The organism is Streptomyces sp. NPDC021749, from assembly GCF_040640655.1.
In the GTDB taxonomy this organism is placed as follows: Bacteria; Actinomycetota; Actinomycetes; order Streptomycetales; family Streptomycetaceae; genus Streptomyces.
Window position 1 is genome coordinate 92,848 of the sequence record NZ_JBFACE010000020.1, and the last position, 13,500, is coordinate 106,347.

The 13,500-nt window shown below is 72.4% G+C and carries 11 protein-coding genes and 2 pseudogenes; 10 read left to right on the forward strand and 3 right to left on the reverse strand.

Annotated elements, in window-relative coordinates:
• Nucleotides 1–36: 36 nt before the first annotated feature.
• Nucleotides 37–1,152 (reverse strand): alpha/beta hydrolase-fold protein, encoded by a 1,116-nt coding sequence (locus AB0G35_RS21020; protein WP_360951335.1) that lies wholly within the window; start codon nucleotides 1,150–1,152, stop codon nucleotides 37–39.
• A gap of 141 nt (nucleotides 1,153–1,293) precedes the next feature.
• Here AB0G35_RS21020 and AB0G35_RS21025 point away from each other — a divergent pair, with 141 nt between their 5' ends.
• The 9 genes and pseudogenes from AB0G35_RS21025 to AB0G35_RS21065 all read left to right on the forward strand — a co-directional run bounded on the left by AB0G35_RS21025 (nucleotide 1,294) and on the right by AB0G35_RS21065 (nucleotide 9,301).
• Nucleotides 1,294–3,135 carry a phosphatidylglycerol lysyltransferase domain-containing protein gene (locus tag AB0G35_RS21025; RefSeq protein WP_360951338.1) on the forward strand — a complete coding sequence of 614 codons (1,842 nt, stop codon included), beginning with the start codon at nucleotides 1,294–1,296 and terminating at the stop codon, nucleotides 3,133–3,135.
• Between the two features lie 122 nt (nucleotides 3,136–3,257).
• The gene (gene folP, locus AB0G35_RS21030; protein ID WP_360951341.1) at nucleotides 3,258–4,205 is read left to right on the forward strand and encodes a dihydropteroate synthase; all 948 of its coding nucleotides are present in this window, start codon (nucleotides 3,258–3,260) and stop codon (nucleotides 4,203–4,205) included.
• Nucleotides 4,206–4,210: 5 nt separating this feature from the next.
• The gene (locus AB0G35_RS21035) at nucleotides 4,211–4,681 is read left to right on the forward strand and encodes a nuclear transport factor 2 family protein (protein ID WP_360951454.1); all 471 of its coding nucleotides are present in this window, start codon (nucleotides 4,211–4,213) and stop codon (nucleotides 4,679–4,681) included.
• A 446-nt stretch (nucleotides 4,682–5,127) separates the two neighbouring features.
• Nucleotides 5,128–5,502 (forward strand): dihydroneopterin aldolase, encoded by a 375-nt coding sequence (folB, locus tag AB0G35_RS21040; protein ID WP_033268953.1) that lies wholly within the window; start codon nucleotides 5,128–5,130, stop codon nucleotides 5,500–5,502.
• Nucleotides 5,486–6,082, forward strand: a complete 597-nt coding sequence (folK, locus tag AB0G35_RS21045; protein WP_360951345.1) for a 2-amino-4-hydroxy-6-hydroxymethyldihydropteridine diphosphokinase — start codon at nucleotides 5,486–5,488, stop codon at nucleotides 6,080–6,082. Before folB ends, folK begins: the two co-directional genes overlap by 17 nt.
• Before the next feature lie 136 nt (nucleotides 6,083–6,218).
• Nucleotides 6,219–6,704 carry a DUF3180 domain-containing protein gene (locus tag AB0G35_RS21050; protein ID WP_360951348.1) on the forward strand — a complete coding sequence of 162 codons (486 nt, stop codon included), beginning with the start codon at nucleotides 6,219–6,221 and terminating at the stop codon, nucleotides 6,702–6,704.
• 288 nt (nucleotides 6,705–6,992) lie between these two features.
• Nucleotides 6,993–7,135 (forward strand): annotated as a pseudogene (locus AB0G35_RS21055) (ABC transporter permease); the annotation flags it as partial.
• A 4-nt stretch (nucleotides 7,136–7,139) separates the two neighbouring features.
• Nucleotides 7,140–7,881 (forward strand): annotated as a pseudogene (locus AB0G35_RS21060) (glycine betaine ABC transporter substrate-binding protein); the annotation flags it as partial.
• A 64-nt stretch (nucleotides 7,882–7,945) separates the two neighbouring features.
• Nucleotides 7,946–9,301, forward strand: coding sequence for a hypothetical protein (locus AB0G35_RS21065; protein WP_360951351.1), 1,356 nt, complete (start codon nucleotides 7,946–7,948; stop codon nucleotides 9,299–9,301).
• A 374-nt stretch (nucleotides 9,302–9,675) separates the two neighbouring features.
• On the opposite strand, the gene AB0G35_RS21070 is transcribed toward AB0G35_RS21065, so the two are convergent.
• Together AB0G35_RS21070 and AB0G35_RS21075 are read right to left on the reverse strand one after the other, a co-directional pair.
• Nucleotides 9,676–10,818, reverse strand: a complete 1,143-nt coding sequence (locus AB0G35_RS21070; RefSeq protein ID WP_360951354.1) for an NADH-quinone oxidoreductase subunit D — start codon at nucleotides 10,816–10,818, stop codon at nucleotides 9,676–9,678.
• Between the two features lie 226 nt (nucleotides 10,819–11,044).
• Nucleotides 11,045–12,121: an SAM-dependent methyltransferase gene (locus tag AB0G35_RS21075; protein WP_360951357.1), complete on the reverse strand. Its 1,077-nt coding sequence runs from the start codon at nucleotides 12,119–12,121 to the stop codon at nucleotides 11,045–11,047.
• A gap of 173 nt (nucleotides 12,122–12,294) precedes the next feature.
• Between AB0G35_RS21075 and AB0G35_RS21080 the strand changes: the two genes are divergently transcribed.
• A complete protein-coding gene (locus AB0G35_RS21080) occupies nucleotides 12,295–13,500 on the forward strand; it encodes a sensor histidine kinase (protein WP_360951360.1) in 1,206 nt (401 codons plus the stop codon).

Here is a 13,500-nt window from a genome sequence, read left to right on the forward strand (position 1 = left end):
CGCCGCACGGGAGACCCCTGCGCGGGCCCGGCGGGGTCACGCCTTGAGGTGGTTGCCCAGCCATTCGAGGGCCGCGGGGATCTCGCGGCGCCAGGTGTTGAAGTTGTGGCCGCCGCTGTCGAGGATGATCGACGAGATGCGGGAGGGCGACTTCGTCTGCTCGATGAAGCGGAGCGTCTGCTTGTAGTTGGCCTCGCCCTGCTTGCTACTGGTGACCAGGAGGTTCACCGGCGGCGCGGGCAGGTGCCGCTGACGCCACAGCAGGTTGTTCTCGCGCTCCAGCCGCAGGTCGCCGCCGAAGAGGTCGCCGGTGGTGGCGTCCAGCGGGGCCTTGTAGGCGCCGGAGAGGGCCACCGCGGTGGAGTACGCCTCGGGGTGGCGCATGGTCATCTTCAGCGCGCAGTAGCCGCCGGTGGAGTCGCCGATGACGCCCCAGCTCTTCGCCTCGCGCCCTATTCGGTAGTGCTCGGTGATGTCCGCGCGCAGGTCCTTGGTGAAGAAGCTCTCGGTCTGCGGGCCGTTCGGTATGTCCACGCACTCGGTGTCCCGCGGCGGGGCGACGGTCGGCCGCATCATCACCAGGACCGTCGGCCGCATCCGGTGTTCCTTGAGCAGGCCGTGCTGGGTCTGCGGGAAATGCAGCTTCTTGTAGAGGGCTTCGGCGGTGCCCGGGTATCCGGTGAGCACCAGCGCTGCCGGGAATTTCTTCTTCGTGTATTTCTTCTGGAAGTACTGCGGCGGCAGATAGACGAACGCCGGGCTGGCGATCTTGGAGTGTTCGCCGCGGATGAGCACCTTGTCGATACGGCCGGCCGAGGAGGGCCGGGAGCCGTTCTGGACGCTGATCCGCTCGGTGCCCAGCATCTGCAGCTTGGTGCCGTTCGGGCCGGTCTGGTAATTCGTCACCACTCCGGGCTCCTGCTCCTGGCCGAAGAGGTCGGCCCAGGAGGCGTAGAAGCCGAAGGAGTTGTTGGCGAACAGGCCGACCGCGGCGAAAAGGGAGAGCTGGGTCGCCAGCAGGAGCCCGACCCGGCCGAGGACGGCGCGCCAGTTCCCCTTGGACAGGCGCGGCCAGAGCCAAACGGTGAGGATGAACAGTGCCACCGCGACGAGGACGGCAAGAAGCAGCACTTTCTTGCTGGTGAGACCCATGTGGTGCTTTCTTCCGGGCGGCCGGGTCATCCGTACCGCTGGTGGAACCCCGAGCCCTGAAACGCCGTCATACAGGGCGCAAAAAGTCCAGATGCTGCGACTAGGCTCGCACGTCTTCTCGACCGGGGCGACGGGAAAGTGATGTCTGACAGGCTAGATGGCGAAAAGTCGGAGAAGGTTGCGTGGCGAACGCCACGCTGGCTCCGCGGCCCACGGCCCGAAGCGGTGCCCGGGCTCATCGGTACGGCCGGTGCGGCCGTCGGCCTGTTGAACCTGGTGGCCGGGGTCTTCCCGCGCTTCCGGCACAGCAGGGTGCACGCCCTGGCCGAAGTACTGCCGGGCGCGGTCAGCCCGTTGGCGGCGGCCGCCTCCATCGTCGTCGGCATCCTGCTGCTCCTTCTGGCCCACGGCCTCAAACGGCGTAAGCGACGGGCCTGGGCCGCGGCGGTGGCGCTGCTTCCGGTGGGGATCGCCGCCCAGTTGGTCTACCGCCACTCCGTTTTCGGAGCGGTGCTCTCGACCGCGCTGCTGGGCTTCCTGGTGTGGCACCGCAAGGAGTTCGCGGCGCTGCCCGACCCGCGCAGCCGCTGGAAGGCGCTGGCCAATTTCGTGGTCCTGGGCGGCGCGAGCTTCGCCATCGGCATGGTGATCGTCAGCTCCCACCCGGGCAGGACGGTCGGGTCGCCGTCCTTCCTGCAGCGTGCCGAGCACGTGCTGTTCGGCCTGTTCGGCTTCGAGGGCCCGATCGGCTACACGAACCAGGTCGACTACACCGTCGGCTACTCCCTCGGCGCGCTGGGCCTGCTGACCGTCGCCACCACCGCCTACCTCGCCTTCCGGCCCGAGCACCCGGCGGCCCGGCTGACCGACGAGGACGAGCAGCGGCTGCGCGAGCTGCTGGCCCGGCACGGCGGCCGGGACTCGCTCGGCTACTTCGCGCTGCGCCGCGACAAGGGCGCGGTCTTCTCCCCGTCCGGCAAGGCCGCGGTCTGCTACCGGGTGATCTCCGGTGTGATGCTCGCCAGCGGCGACCCGATAGGCGACGTGGAGGCCTGGCCGGGCGCCATCGAGCGCTTCATGGAGGAGGCGCGAGCGCACTCCTGGACGCCGGCGGTGCACGGTTGCAGCGAGACCGGCGGACAGGTGTGGACCCGGGAGACCGGCATGGACGCGCTGGAGCTGGGCGACGAGGCGATCGTCGACGTCGCCGACTTCACGCTGTCCGGTCGTGCGATGCGCAACGTGCGCCAGATGGTCAAGCGCATCGAGCGCAACGGATACACCACCCAGGTGCGCCGGGTGCGCGACCTGGAACCGGAGGAGCTGGAGCAGGTACAGAAGGCCGCCGACGCCTGGCGTGACACCGACGAGGAGCGCGGCTTCTCCATGGCCCTGGGCCGCATCGACGCGGTCAAGGACGGCGACGCGGTGATCGCGACCGCGCATCTGGCCCCGGCGGAGGGCGAGGAGCCCGGCCCGTTCGGTGACCTGAAGGCGTTGCAGTACTTCGTGCCCTGGGGCACGGACGGCATCTCGCTGGAGCGGATGCGGCGCGACCGCAGCGCCGACCCCGGCATGAACGAGCTGCTGATCGTCGCCGCCCTGCAGTCCGCGCCGGACCTGAAGATCAAGCAGCTCTCGCTGAACTTCGCGGTCTTCCGCTCCTACCTGGAGCGCGGCGAGAAGCTCGGCGCGGGGCCGGTGATGCGCATCACGCGCGGGACGTTGCTCTTCCTGTCGCGCTGGTACCAGATCGAGTCGCTGTACAAGTTCAACGACAAGTTCAGCCCGCGCTGGGAGCCGCGCTTCGTGGTCTTCCGCACCACCCGGGACATCCCGCGCATCGGCCTGGCCACCATGCAGGCCGAGGGCTATCTGGAGCTGCCGCGCGTGCTGCGCCGCAGGAAGCCCGCGGAGCCGCGGCCGTGCGCCCACACGGTGGAGCCGGTCCGGGCCGCGGAGGCGGTCGAGCGGGCGGCCTGACGGACGGCTGGACGGCCGTCCGGCCAGGGGCGGCGCGGGGCGCCCCGATGGTCCGGCCCCGGCCGCTCCCCGCAGGCGGTGGTCGCAATCCGGCCGGTCGGCACACGGCCTACGCTGGTCCCATGAGTACCTTGCGTGGCCGGGTGGCCGGACTGCCGGACTGGGACCGCTGCGCGGTGATGGGCGTCGTGAACGTGACGCCCGATTCGTTCTCCGACGGCGGTGAGTGGTTCGACACCGAACTCGCCGTCAAACACGGCTTGGACCTGGTGGCACAGGGTGCCGACCTGGTGGACGTGGGCGGCGAGTCGACCCGTCCGGGCGCGGCCCGGGTGGACGAGGCCGAGGAGCTGCGGCGGGTCGTCCCGGTCGTACGGGAGCTGGCCGCGGCCGGCGTCGTGGTGTCCGTCGACACCATGCGCGCCTCGGTCGCCGAGCAGGCGGTGCGGGCGGGGGCGCGGCTGGTCAACGACGTCAGCGGGGGTGCCGCCGACCCGTCGATGGTGCCGGTGGTGGCCGCGCACCACGTCCCGTTCGTCGTGATGCACTGGCGCGGCCAGTCCATCGACATGAACAACCGCGCCGTTTACGGGGACGTGGTCGCCGAGGTCGTCGACGAGCTCGGGCGGGCCCTGGAGCGCGCGGTGGCCGGCGGCATCGACCCGGACCGGATCGTCATCGACCCCGGCCTGGGCTTCGCCAAGCAGGCGGAGCACGACCTGGCCCTGATCGCCCGTCTGGAGCGGCTGCGGGCGCTGGGCCGGCCGCTGCTGGTGGCGGCATCGAGGAAACGGTTCCTGGGCAGGGTGCTGGCGGGGGGCGAGGGAACGGCCCCGCCGCCGGCCCGGGAGCGGGACGCGGCGACGGCGGCGGTATCGGCGATGGTGGCGCGAGAGGGGGCCTGGGCGGTGCGGGTGCACGAGGTCAGGGCGAGCGCGGACGCGGTACGGGTGGCCCGCGCCGTGGAGGGCGCGGCGACAGCGGCCGCCACGGGGGACCCGGACGCGGCCACCGGTGCCGGCGGCCGGGAAACCGGCGGGACGACGGCGACCACGACGGGAGCGGTGTGAGCGGCTTGGGCCCACGGACGGACATCGAGCTGGTCGAGCAGGCGAACACGACCCTGTACGAGACCATCGAGCGCGGCGATCACGAGGCGCTGTCCGAGCTGTGGCTGGACGGTCAGGTGAGCGTGGTGCACCCCGGGTGGCCGGTGCTGCGCGGCCGCGGCGAGGTGCTCCGTTCGTACGCCCTGATCATGGCGAACACCGAGTACATCCAGTTCTTCCTGACGGACGTCGAGATCGACGTCATCGGGGACACCGCGCTGGTGACCTGTACCGAGAACATCCTCAGCGGCGGGCCGGCCGAGGACGACGGGTCGGTGGGGCCGCTGATCGGCCAGCTGGTCGTGGCGACGAACGTCTTCCGGCGCACGGAGGACGGCTGGCGGGTGTGGTCGCACCACGGTTCGCCGGTGCTGGCGGACCGCGAGGACGACGAGGACGAGGACGACGAGGGGGAGCCGGACGCCGGCGCGGTGTGAACCGCGCCTGCCGGGGGAGTGACCGGCAGGTGAGCGGGGCGTGCCGGGGACATGGCCGGTGTGTGCAGGGGCTGTGCCCGAGGTCAGGCCGGGTGTGAGCCTTGCCATGGCCGCCCGGACTTGCGCCGGTGGGCCGGGCCGGTGCCGGCGTCAGCGGCGGGCGTCAGCCATATGGACGGGGGCGCACCCGTTCGAGCCAAGTGCGGCACGGGGAGGGGTGGGGCGCGTACCAGGGGGTAAGAGGCGCGCGGACGATCTCCCGGCCCGCGCGATGCGGCACGCCTAGCAGCAGGCCGGGGTCTTGTCCATAGCCCCCGTGGGCGAGGACTGTCGGTACCCGAAGGTAGATTCGATGGCGGGGCAGTGTTGCCGGATCGCTCCGGCGCCTGCCCGGAACCGACGAACAGTGGCGCCAGAGGTGCCGTGGACCAGTGGGAGTGATTCGCGTGGATCGTGTCGCGCTGCGTGGGCTGAAGGCCCGGGGCCACCACGGGGTTTTCCCGCGGGAGCGCGAGGAAGGCCAGACCTTCATCGTCGACCTGGTACTCGGTCTGGACACCCGCCAGGCGGCCGCCTCCGACGATCTCGCGAAGACCGTGCACTACGGCGTCGTGGCCGAGGAGGTGGTGGCCGTCGTGGAGGGCGAGCCCGTCGACCTCATCGAGACCCTGGCGGAGCGCATCGCCGACCAGTGCCTCAAGCACGCGGGCGTGCAGGAAGTGGAGGTGGTGGTGCACAAGCCGGACGCGCCGATCACCGTCCCCTTCGACGACGTGACCATCACCATCACTCGGAGTCGAGTACATGAACACCAGCAGTGACCCGACCGTACAGCCGGTGCCCGCCTCCGTCGTGGAGCAGGTGGACGCCGCCGATGTGACGCTCTCCAACCCCAAACGCGCCGTCATCTCCCTCGGCAGCAACCTCGGCAACCGCCTGGAGACCCTGCAGGGCGCCGTCGACGCACTGGAGGACACCCCTGGTCTGCGGGTCAAAGCGGTCTCCCCGGTGTACGAGACCGAGCCGTGGGGCGTCGAGCCGGGCAGTCAGCCGTCGTACTTCAACGCCGTGGTGCTGATCAAGACGACGCTGCCGCCGGACTCCCTCCTGGAGCGCGGGCACGCCATCGAGGAGGCCTTCAAGCGGGTCCGCGACGAGCGCTGGGGGCCGCGCACCATCGACGTCGACATCGTGGCCTACCAGGGCATCGTCTCCGACGACCCGCGGCTGACCTTGCCGCACCCGCGCGCCCATGAGCGCGCCTTCGTCCTGGCGCCGTGGCACGACATCGACCCGGAGGCGGAGGTCCCCGGGCGCGGCGCGGTGGCCGAACTCCTCTCGGCGGTCGGCCGCACGGGCGTGCTGCCGCGCGCGGATCTGGAACTCCGGCTGCCGGAGTAGTCGTTGGACCGAAGGAGTCACCGGGCCGGCGCGGTCGTCGGACCGGAGGGACGGACCACGGCGACGGCGGCGGTACGGCGGCGAGGACGGCCGTGGTGGCGGTAAGGGGCAGGACGGTGCGAGGGGCGATCGCTCGGTGAAACAGCTACACATCAAGGTGCTCGTCGGGCTGTTCCTGGCAGCCGGGGTGCTGGCCTGGGGCGGCGCCCGGCTGTGGGACTCCTTCGGCACGCTCCCCAGCGTGCCCATGGCCGCGCCGATCGTGCTGGCGTTCCTCGCCGCGGTGCTGGCCGCCACCGCCTTCGAGCTGCGCGGACGGCTGCGGGCCCAGCGGGAGCGGCGGCCCGGCGCGAAGGGCGTCGATCCGCTGCTGGCCGCCCGTGCGGTGGTCTTCGGCCAGGCGAGTGCCCTGGTGGCGTCGCTGGTGGCCGGCCTGTACGGCGGTGTCGGCGTCTTCCTGCTGACCTCCGGCCTCGACGTGGAACCCCGCCGGGACCAGGCGATCTACGCCGGTCTGTCGGTGGTCGCCGGCGCGGCCGTGGTGGTCGCCGCGATGTTCCTGGAGCGGGTCTGCAAGCTCCCGGACGACGAGGGCAACGGCGGGGCGGACGCGCGGGCCTGACCGCACAGTGACACCGGGCGGGGCCCGGCCTGCGCCAGCGAGACGCTGCGCGGGCCGGGCCCCGCGGCGTTCGGTGCCGGCCCGGCGCATCCGCCGGGCCGGGAGTGCGTACCGCCCGCCGTGAACGGGGTGTTGCGGACGGACGGCGGTACGGGTCGGCGGGCGGCGGGGCCGGTGCGCCTGCCGGTGGTCGGGTCGAAGGTCGAGGCGACATCGAGTTCAAGGTCGAGACGACATCGAAGGGATGAGCGAACGGCTTGCGCCACGGCGGAGGGGCGTGAGGGGCCGGGCCGGGTGCCGTATTCGCCGACGATCCTGGTGCGCGACCTCCTCGCCGGTCTGCAGGCGGTGCCCGCCGGGGGCGGGAGGCCGCCCGCGGGACGGGGTACGGCCCGGTGCGCCTGCTGTTCGGTGCGGAACTCCCGCTGGCCGCAAAATCGCGAGCTGTTTGAACCGGCCCTGGAGAAGGGCCAGATCGACATCGTTCCCGAATATGCCTCCACGCTCGCCGAATTCCTCCACGCGAAGAAGAACGGAAGCGAGGCGAAGCCGGTCGCGTCCGGCGGCATCGGCAAGACGGTTGCCGCGCTGGAGAAGCTCGCCGGGCCGCGCGGACTGAAGGTGCTGGCGGCAGGCCGTGCGACGGATCGGAACGCCTTCGCGGTGAACAAGGAATTCGCCGCGCGGCACAAGCTCTCCCCCCTCTCCGGCCTCGGAAAAACGAAGCAGAAGAGCACACTCGCCTCGGGTGAGGAGTGCGGACCCGGGTGTTCTGCAAGCCGGGCCCGGAGAAGACGTACCGCATCGGCCTCACGGCCCCCGACCCCAAGGGAGTCGGGACGCCGCGGGCCGAGCAGGCCGTCAAGGAGGGCACCTGACGGCATCCGACGGCGCCGATCAGCTGGTGCTCACCACGACCACGGACGCCACGCTCGACAGCTTCGGACCGGTGCTCCTCAAGGACGACAAGCGGCTGCAGAACGCCGACAATGTGCTGCCGGTGGTGAATGCCCAGAGCGCGGGGGACAAGCGGATCGAGAGCGCCCTCGGGAAGCTCATTCGCACCCTGACCACCGAAGACTTGATCAACTTGAACCGCACGGTGGATGCCGAGCGACTCAAGCCCGCGGATGTCGCCCCGTCATATGTGGAGTCCGGGGGACTGGTCGGGAAGTAACCAGCGGGAAACGGATTTGTGGGGCGGGCCCCATAGATCCCGCACGCACGGTAAGTTTCTGGCCATGCCACGAGGACGCCACCGCCATTCCCCACCCCTGCACCGGCTGCTTCCTCCCACGACGGTCGCCGGTGTGTCCCTTGCCTGCGCCGCGGGCCCGTGGTTTGTCGGCGACGATCTGGTCCAACGCGTGCTCGCCGCGGGCGCGGCGGCCGCGGCCGTCACCGGCGCCGTCCTGCTGCGGACCTGGGACCGCAAGGCCGGCCGACGGGTCGCCGAACTCACCCGCGCCCGGGTGCGCGACGAGTGGCGCACCGAGGAGCGGATAGCCGAACTCGAAACCGACCTTGAGGAGTCCCGCGAGCTCCGCACCGCCCTCGACACCAAGCTCCGCGCCAAGCGCGCCGAACTGGCCCGCCTGCGCAGCGAACACGCCGATCTGCTGCGCCGTTACGCCACCGCGGAGACCGAGCGGGCCAGCGCCCTGGAGGGCCGCCGGCTGCTCGCCATCGAGGCGGCCGCCCCGGCCCGGGCGCTCCCGGCCGCCGCCGACGCCTCCCGGGCGCACAAGGCCGCAGGAGCGGCGGCGCCCAAGGCCCCTGACGCCCCGGCAGCGGACCGCCGGGGGCGGTCGGACCGTGAGGGCTCGGGCCGTGCGGTCTCGGGCCGTCAGGCGGCCGACCGGCCCTCGCCGGACCGGCCGCTGCCGGCCCCGACCGCCGCGGCGTACGCGCAGGCCGACCAGGCGCTCCGTCAGCTGGCCCGCAACGCCGCCCGACAGCGCGCCGCCGCCGCAGAGCGGACCGCACAGACCGCACAGCCCGGACAGCCCGCACCGGGCGGCCAGGGCGGCGCCACCGCACAGGGGGGCAACGCGCCACGGGGCGGCCGCCCCGGGCAGGACGGGGACAACGGCCAGGGGAACGGCCAGGCGGCCGCCGCACAGCGCACGGGCGGCGCACTCCCCGCCCGTACGGCCACCGCCGCCGGACCCGCGCTCCGCCCGGTCCCGTCCGCCGCCGCGGTCGCGCCGCCCCGGCCCACCGCCTCGCGCGCCGTGGGCGGCTTCGACTTCTTCGGCAACGCGACCACCCCCCGCCGGCAGCTGCCCGCGCCGCTGGAGGAGGACCTGGCGGACGTCGTGGGCGACGAGGCCCTCGCCGAGCACTCGGCCCGGAAGGAGCCCCGCACGGCGGTCCCCGGGGCCCGTACGGACGCCGGTGAGCGGGCCGCGGGCGACGAGCCGGACGCGGAGCGGAAGCCGGAGGCCGGGGCGTCCGCCGAGGCCGAGGACGCGCAGGACGGCGTCCCGACCGCGGACGGCGAGACGACCAGCGGCACCGGCGAGGTCATCGACCTGACCGCCCACGACGAGACCGAACAGCTCGACGTCGGCGTCCTCCGGAGCGCGATTTCCTGACCCGGCGGATTCCCGACGCCCGCCCTCGCCCTTCGCTCGGCCCCGAAGCCCGTTCCGGCTCCGGGGCCGAGCGGCTTTCGGGGCAAGCGGTTTCTGGAGCACGTAGTTTCGGGGGTCCGCCGGACCCGTTTCGTCCACAGGCTGTGGACAACATCTGCGGCCTGCTTGGGTCGGCCATCTACTTGGGGCTGCGACCTACGTGGGTCGGCGACCTACTCGGGTCTGTGACCTATGTGGGTCTGCGGTGTGCTGGGATCTGCGGTCTGCCTGGGTCTGGGGTGTGCTGGGGCCTGCGGTTTTCCTGGGTCTGCAGTCTGCTAGGCCTGCGGCCTGCTTGGGCCTGCGGTTTTCCTGGGGCTCGGCCGGCTCGTCGTCTACTTGTCGATGTCGCCGACGACGAAGAACATCGAGCCGAGGATCGCGACCATGTCGGCGACCAGCGTCCCCGGCAGCAGCTCCACCAGCGCCTGGATGTTGTTGTACGACGCGGAGCGCAGCTTCAGGCGGTACGGCGTCTTGTCGCCCTTGGAGACGAGGTAGTAGCCGTTGATGCCGAGGGGGTTCTCGGTCCAGGCGTACGTCGCGCCCTCGGGCGCCTTCAGGACCTTCGGCAGACGCTGGTTGATCGGCCCCGGCGGCAGCTCCGCGAGCCGGTCCAGACAGGCGTCGGCAAGATCGAGGGAGTTGTGGCTCTGCTCCAGCAGGCACTCGAAACGGGCCAGGCAGTCGCCCTCCTCACGGGTGACCACCGCGAGCGTGGACGCCAGCTCCCCGTACGCGAGGTACGGCTCGTCGCGCCGCAGGTCGAAGTCCACCCCCGAGGCGCGGGCGATCGGCCCGGAGACGCCGTACGCATGCACCGTCTCCGGCGCGAGCACCCCGACGCCCCGCGTCCGGCCGCGGAAGATCTCGTTGCCCAGCACCAGGTTGTCGAAGACGTCCATACGGGAGCGCACGTCCGCGATGGCCTGCCGGGCCCGGCCCAGCCAGCCGGCCGGCAGGTCCTCCTTCAGGCCGCCGACGCGGTTGAACATGTAGTGCATCCGGCCGCCGGAGATCTCCTCCATGACGGTCTGGAGCTCCTCACGCTCCCGGAACGCGTGGAAGACCGGGGTGATACCGCCCAGTTCGAGGGGGTACGAGCCGAGGAACATCAGATGGTTGAGCACCCGGTTCAGCTCGGCCAGCAGCGTCCGCGTCCACACCGCGCGCTCGGGCACCTCCATGCCCAGCATCCGCTCGACGGCCAGCACCACACCCAGCTCGTTGGAGAACGCCGACAGCCAGTCGTGCCTGTTGGCGAGCATGATGATCTGGCGGTAGTCGCGGGCCTCGAAGAGCTTCTCGGCGCCCCGGTGCATGTACCCGATCACCGGCTCGGCGTGCTGGATCCGTTCGCCGTCCAGGACGAGGCGCAACCGCAGCACACCGTGCGTGGAGGGATGCTGCGGGCCGATGTTCAGCACCATGTCGGTGCTCTCCGCCGCGCCGCCGATGCCGACCGTCGTCTCCGTCATAGGGACAGTTTCGCAGCCCGCCACCTCGGGAGACGCCCTGGGCCTGCGCCGTCCCACCCCTTGGAACGCCGGCGCGGCGTTCCGCCGCCACGCCTCCGCCGCAGGAAGCCGCAGCACGGCTTGAGCATGCCCCTCATGGCTCCGAGCGGCCCGCCCACAGCACGGCTTGAGCATGTCCCTCATGGTTCCGAGCGGCCCGAGCACGGCTTGAGCAGACCCGCGCGCATCACGGCTTGAGCAGACCCGCGCACTCCCCGCCCACCGGTTCCACGAGCCAGCCGAAGCCGCCGAGGCCCGCCGGATCGGTCAGTTCCGCCGCCGCACCGGCCGTACCGAGCGCCCGGATGTACGCGGCCGGGTCGGTGGACGCCAAGGTGAGCGGCGGGCGGCGGCCATCCACTCCCAGGGCGTGCAGCGCCTCGCGCTGGGTCAGCAGCTCGGCGGACGGCCCGGCGCACGCGTCCAGCGCCACATGCGCCGTGATGTCGCAGCTGCCGTCCGGGACGGGGCGCACCTCGCGGCCGTCGCGGAAGCCGGTGAGGGTGCCGAAGAGCGGGCGGTGCTCCCGCGCATGCGCGTAGTCCACGGCGACCGCGAGCCCGGCGCGCAGCGTACCGACGGCGCGCGCCCACGCCTCGTCCCGGGGACGCCCGATCTCCGCCCGGAGCCCGGGGGCGGGCGCGGTACGGCCGGCGGGGGCGGGCGCGTCCGGGGAGGGCGCGACGGCGTGGTCTCCCGTGGGGGCCAGCGGGGGCGACCACCATCGGCGCAGCCACTCCGCGTCCGCACCCGCACCCTCGACCGGCTCGCCCAGCCGCTCCGTGCCGTCCGCGCGGACCAGCACCCGGCGGGGCACGCCGTCCCCGTCCGTCTCGACGACGTCCACCGGCACGTTGTCGAGCCACTCGTTCGCGAACAGCAGCCCGGTGACCGAACCCGGCGCCGGCAGCTCGCCCAGCCACTCGATCCGCGGGTCCAGCCCGCCGGGGCGCGCGGCCCGCTCGACGGCGTACGGGCGGAGCCGGGCGGCCACCTCGTCCGGCAGCGCGGCCAGCACCCCCGTCAGCAGCTCGCCGCGGCCCGCGCCCACGTCGACCAGCGCCAGCTCCTCCGGATGGCCCAGCGCGGTGTCCACCCGGCGCAGAAGCCCGGCGACGGCACCGGCGTACAGCGGGGAAACATGCACCGACGTGCGGAAATGGCCGGCCGGGCCAGGGCCGCCGGGGCGCGTGTAGAAGCCGTCGTCCGCCCCGTACAGCGCCCGCTCGGTCGCGTCCCGCCAGCCGCACCACTCATTCGTCACCACCCCACGGTACGGGCGGGGGCGCCGCGTCGACCCACGGGTTGAGGTGCGGGCCACCCCCCGGTCCGACACATTTGACGCATCGGGTCTCCACCTTGGGGAGTAGAGCTGACGTAGAGGATCGCCCCTCCGGTTGACTCGTACACCTATCCACTCTGCCTACGCTGGGTGACGTGCAGCGCCTCTATGACTTCCTCCGCAGGCACCCGACGGGAGTGGACACCTTCTGGGCCGTCCTTCTCCTCGGGTTCACCAGCCTGTGGGTCGCCGGCGAGGTCAGCGGGGGGCGCCAGCTCTCCGCCGCGATCTTCACGGTCGGCCTCTGCCTCGTCGTGGCGCTGCGCCGCAAGGCACCCGTGAAGATGCTGCTGCTGACGGCAGCCATCGGCGTCGGCCAATTGATCTTCGACATCCCGCCCAATCCCGGCAACTTCGCGATGTTCGTGATCACCTACACCGTCGCGTCCGGCACCTCCACCGCCCGCTGGGCCTCCCGCTGCGCCCTCATCGGCGCCCTCGTCGGCCCCGCCCTGTCCCTGATGCGCTTCGGGGAGGGGCCCGGGCACCGGCAGCTGTGGGAAATGCTGTTCTTCACGACGCTGCTCACCGTCCCCTTCGTACTGGCCTGGGTGCTCGGCGACTCCATGCGCACCCGCCGGGCCTACTGGGCCCAGCTGGAGGAGAAGGCCGCCCGGCTGGAGAAGGAGCGCGAGGTCCAGGCCCGCATCGCGGTCGCGGCCGAGCGCGCCCGGATCGCCCGCGAACTGCACGACGTCGTCGCCCACAACGTCTCCGTCATGGTCGTCCAGGCCGACGGCGCGGCCTACGTCCTCGACGCCGCGCCCGAACAGACCCGGCAGGCCCTGGAAACGATCTCCGGCACGGGACGCCAGGCGCTGGCCGAGATGCGCCGCCTGCTGGGCGTGCTGCGCACCGGCGAACAGGCCGAAGGCGGCGAATACGTCCCCCAGCCCGGCGTCGAACAGCTCGCCGACCTCATCGACCAGGTCCGCGGCGCCGGCCTGCCCGTCGACTTCCGGGTCGAGGGCGAGCCGCGCCCGCTGCCCAGCAGCGTCGAACTGACCGCGTACCGCATCGTCCAGGAAGCGCTCACCAACACCCGCAAACACGGCGGCCCCGACGTCGGCGCCACCGTCCGCCTGTCCTACCGGGAAGACGACCTCGAACTCCTCGTCGAGGACGACGGCCGCGGGGCCCAGCACGAGCTCTACGAAGCGGGCGGCGCGGACGGCCTCGGCCACGGCCTGATCGGCATGCGGGAACGGGTCGGCATGGTCGGCGGCAACCTCATAGCCGGCCCGCGCCCGGGCGGCGGGTTCCGCGTCAGCGCCGTACTCCCCCTGAAACCGGGCCGGTGA